Here is a 3,811-nt window from a genome sequence, read left to right as displayed (position 1 = left end):
GCGGTTCAGGTTCATAGTGCATGGTGGCCTTAAAACTGGATAAAGCGATCGCAGCTGAGTACCGCCTGCGCCAGTGTGCCCAGGCCTCTGAGCTCGAAGCCTGACTGAAGGTTCTCGCCGGGGCGGTTCAGCAGCGACGCCTGTAGGGCATCGGTCACGCCGCGGCGCAGGGCGGCAGCGACGCAAACATGCAGCGCCAACTTGTGTTGTTGCGCTAGATCGTGCCAGGCGCGCACCAGATCCACCTCATCGCCGGCAGGCGCGTTTAGACGATTAGCGTTGGCAACGCCCTCTTGATAAAAAAATACGGTGCCGACACGGTGGCCAAGCGCCAGCAACGCTTGCGAGAACTGCAGCGCGCTGCTGGCGCGCTGGTTACCATAGGCCGGTCCGGTAACCATCAGGCAGTAATCCAGACTCACCGCTCCTATCCCCTACAAAATTGCTGCTTTTGAACTGAACGGATATACAGAATACACCATGTGCTTGGAGATATTGAGCTTATCGACGACCTGTTGATGGTGCCCTTGATGTCAAAGATGCCTTTCTCGTACAGATTAAGCACGATCTGCCGGTTTTTGGCGTTATTGGATACGTTACGTTGCGATTGGTGTTAACTTCCTCAATTAGTGAATTCCAGTGTCTGAGCCACCAGATCATACACCGAGAAGGCAAAGTTCACCGAGGTGGTGATGTTTTACGTTTTCGGCGAGATAAGTGTTTGCATAATATGAGAGAACGGCAAGCACATCCATATTATTAATGCATAGAAGCTCTATCACCCGCTAATCGCGGGTTATGATAGCAATGGTGACGAATTTCATCAAGACGCCGTTTTTCTTCCGTGTAGTCAAAGTAGGCGCGGGAAAGGAAATACTACTGTCCTCACCAGTCATATCATGCAGCATACGCAGCGCAAGATCCGAAATCGGCGATCCCACTTTACGTCCGGTATATCCGCCCCTAGCAATACGCACAGTCAGACATTTCTAATCCTCCAGGGAGTGTAATACAATCTTGCAATGTCCGTTAATAAGCACTGCCAGGCAGTTTACAACGACTTCATAAGAGGCGAGAATTCATGATCCACGGCGATGAAAGGATGTTCGTCCAGTAAATCCATCTCGCCGGGATTAGAATGTGGAAAAGACGTAGACATGTGGAAATACCCGCCCATAGTTGTAAATCTGCCGAGACCGATATAGTAAGAACAGATTTGGCTGTAATTCTATTATCCGGGCGCTAGTCTAGCAAATCCGGTAAAATGCTGTCTTTGTGTTTGGTGAGATTTTTTATTATTCTTTATAGATACTATCCGCCATCGGTCAAAGGCGGAAGAAACGCTGGCCGGCAAGGCGGCCGAAGATCCATCCCCAAAGTGGTAGCCTGCGTGACTCTCACGGATGGCAGGGCTCCACAGACGGCGGGGCCTTTTGGCAACAACGCTAGCCTTATTTTTTCTGTGCATCCGCGCCGGGAACTCATTCGGCATCGCCGATGGGAGATGGAGCTGAGAGCCACATCGTCGGCTAGAGAGCTGCTTGCACTAAGGGAAAATGCCATAGTAGAGTAGAGGCCAGCAGCGATTACTTTACTCAATGATTTTATAAATATCCATTTTTCTGGGATAGTAGTCCTTGGATCAATAGCAAAGTCAGGCAAGCAAGATATCTGTGAGCATAAACATAACACAATTGCTACGCCGGTTGATTAACGCTATATGGGACTTTATTACAACAAGAAGTTTCTTGATAATGCATTTTAATTGCGTCCCGGTTCTATATTACAGCCTCATGATGGCCTTTATGCAGGTGATCCGTGCAAAGTAAGAAGGTAGAATATATTCGGATAGTTCACACGAGGCAACCGTGAAATAGGAACGGTGCGACGCCGGTTTCATTGGTCTTGATCGATATCGATACGGGAAAATAATGGAACTATCGCAGCTGGAACAACGTATAGAATTATTGGATGGGTGGGTCGTTTTCCAGGAAAACACTATTGAGGAACTGAATTAGACGGCGGCGGACCACCAGCACGGTATTAATTAGCCAGCTGCAAGAGCAATTACGCTTGCTGTCGGATGAGTTACGCGCGCAGAACACCTCGCTTACCGCTTCGCAAAGAAAAGAGAGGAAACGCCCTGCCCCATTGCTGGGTGGGTCGCTCCTGTGAAATGGGGCCCACACGGGGGTCCTTACGCAGATTTCGCTTAGTGGCGGCCGCACGACTGCCGCCTTTATGCTCGTGATCATGACTGCGCGCCAGTTCTTTCTTGGTAGCTCTTCACGAGCGGCGAATCACGTACACATAAAAGTTCAGATTCTGGCCAACTAGTATAGGGGTGTTGCCGTTAACCACGACATGATCGCTATCGATTTCGGTGATTTCCACCGGGAACCCCGGCCCTGATCGGTTTCCGCCAGGAAACGTATGCCTACTTCTAGTTCGTCGACGCCCATAAAAACATCTTTAGACACGCGCGTTAGCAGATTTTCATCGTAGGGGCCGGAGCGCTCACTGGGAATTCATCGACCAATACATCGTCGTCTTCTGTCCTCAACTGGCAGGCCAGACTGACTACCCGACCTTTTGCTACTTTCATGATATCTTCCACTGTTGGAAACTAATTTAGCGCTGATTCTAAAAAACCGCACATATGTAGGTTTTATCCGTAAAAATTGGTCATTAACGCTACTCAGGATGAAAAAATACCAATAATATGTTTTTTATCCGGTCATTTCACGCTAATTATTTAGCCATCTTGCCGCTGGGCTATTATAGTCACATTTGACGCAGGACCTCCCAGTCAATTATTATCCTCGCGCCATACCCGCCAGCGTGTCGCCACTGTGGCACACGGTATAGGTGGTGCTAGTGATAAAGCGTTTATACTTTGCCGTCATTGAGCCTTTCCCCTGCTGTTCATCCTCACCCTAACCATCGAGCAACCTGCACTCCTGCTGTATCTCGCTCTGGAAAATTTCCTCCAGCACGCCGCGCCTCCATAACGTACGACGAACGAATAGTGCCGTCCTTCTTCTTGGGGTTGGATATCAGTTCACGCAGCATACGCATATCCAGCCGGCGGAAATATTGCTGCGCCCGGTAGGGTTGATGCGGATGCATACCCAAAGATTGCAGCACCTTGCGCCCCAGCTTTTCAGCGCACTTGAGAAGGTTTCGCGTGAAAATTGCGATACGCTGGCCTGCAGTAACTCATGCGCTTCAACGTCCGCACACTAGAAATCTACAAATGGGGAAAGTGCTTCTGGCAAAGGTGTATATATATTATCTTCGGGCGTGTTGGCTACGACCACGATGGTGCTGACTTTTCCGCACCCGCAGCCTGCAGCAGCTCCCAACTCGGCCGCGTCGCCGTAATAGACTTAATAGCTACAGCTACGCATCAGGCTAACCACGCTGATATCCGCGATTAAGCACCGTAATACGGGTTTTCTTAGCCATCAATAGACAGCTTATCACTTGTCTGAAACGGTCAAAACTGACAATAATCATCTCTGGCTTCATCGTCGTTAACGAAAGGTTTTTCATCATCCTCTTCTACCATATTATAGCGCTGGATTAAGATACAATCGATCAATTTTATCATTAACGGCATTGTAATCATCGACAATGTGATGATGCAATAATGATAATTGATCCCCGGTAAGGATTTTCTACGCCGAGACGGGCGAAATAAGGACGCAGGCGCACTCTCACTCATTCTCCGCCTCGGATCAGTACGCCGGCAAATTGCGGCAGGACGAATCGCTTGATCCCCGACAGTCGCGTCAGGATATACAATTCG

General features: G+C 49.2%; 1 protein-coding gene and 3 pseudogenes. All 4 read right to left on the bottom strand.

Features of this window, described 5'->3' with window-relative positions; translation table 11 throughout:
- Window positions 1-29 precede the first annotated feature (29 nt).
- Complete coding sequence (tusD, locus tag BG74_RS02275) at window positions 30-422, bottom strand: sulfurtransferase complex subunit TusD (RefSeq protein WP_256364189.1); 393 nt, start codon at window positions 420-422, stop codon at window positions 30-32.
- Window positions 376-1,159 (bottom strand): annotated as a pseudogene (locus tag BG74_RS02270) (helix-turn-helix transcriptional regulator). The gene tusD and the pseudogene BG74_RS02270 overlap by 47 nt, the downstream one beginning before the upstream one ends.
- A 1,139-nt stretch (window positions 1,160-2,298) precedes the next feature.
- A pseudogene (locus BG74_RS12420) lies at window positions 2,299-2,605 on the bottom strand (FKBP-type peptidyl-prolyl cis-trans isomerase); the annotation flags it as partial.
- A 331-nt stretch (window positions 2,606-2,936) separates the two neighbouring features.
- A pseudogene (locus BG74_RS15980) lies at window positions 2,937-3,811 on the bottom strand (NAD-binding protein); the annotation flags it as partial.

It is taken from the genome of Sodalis-like endosymbiont of Proechinophthirus fluctus (genome assembly GCF_001602625.1).
Taxonomy (GTDB): domain Bacteria; phylum Pseudomonadota; class Gammaproteobacteria; order Enterobacterales; family Enterobacteriaceae.
Note: the sequence above shows the minus strand (reverse complement) of the source record. Positions and strands in the feature narration are given on the sequence as shown.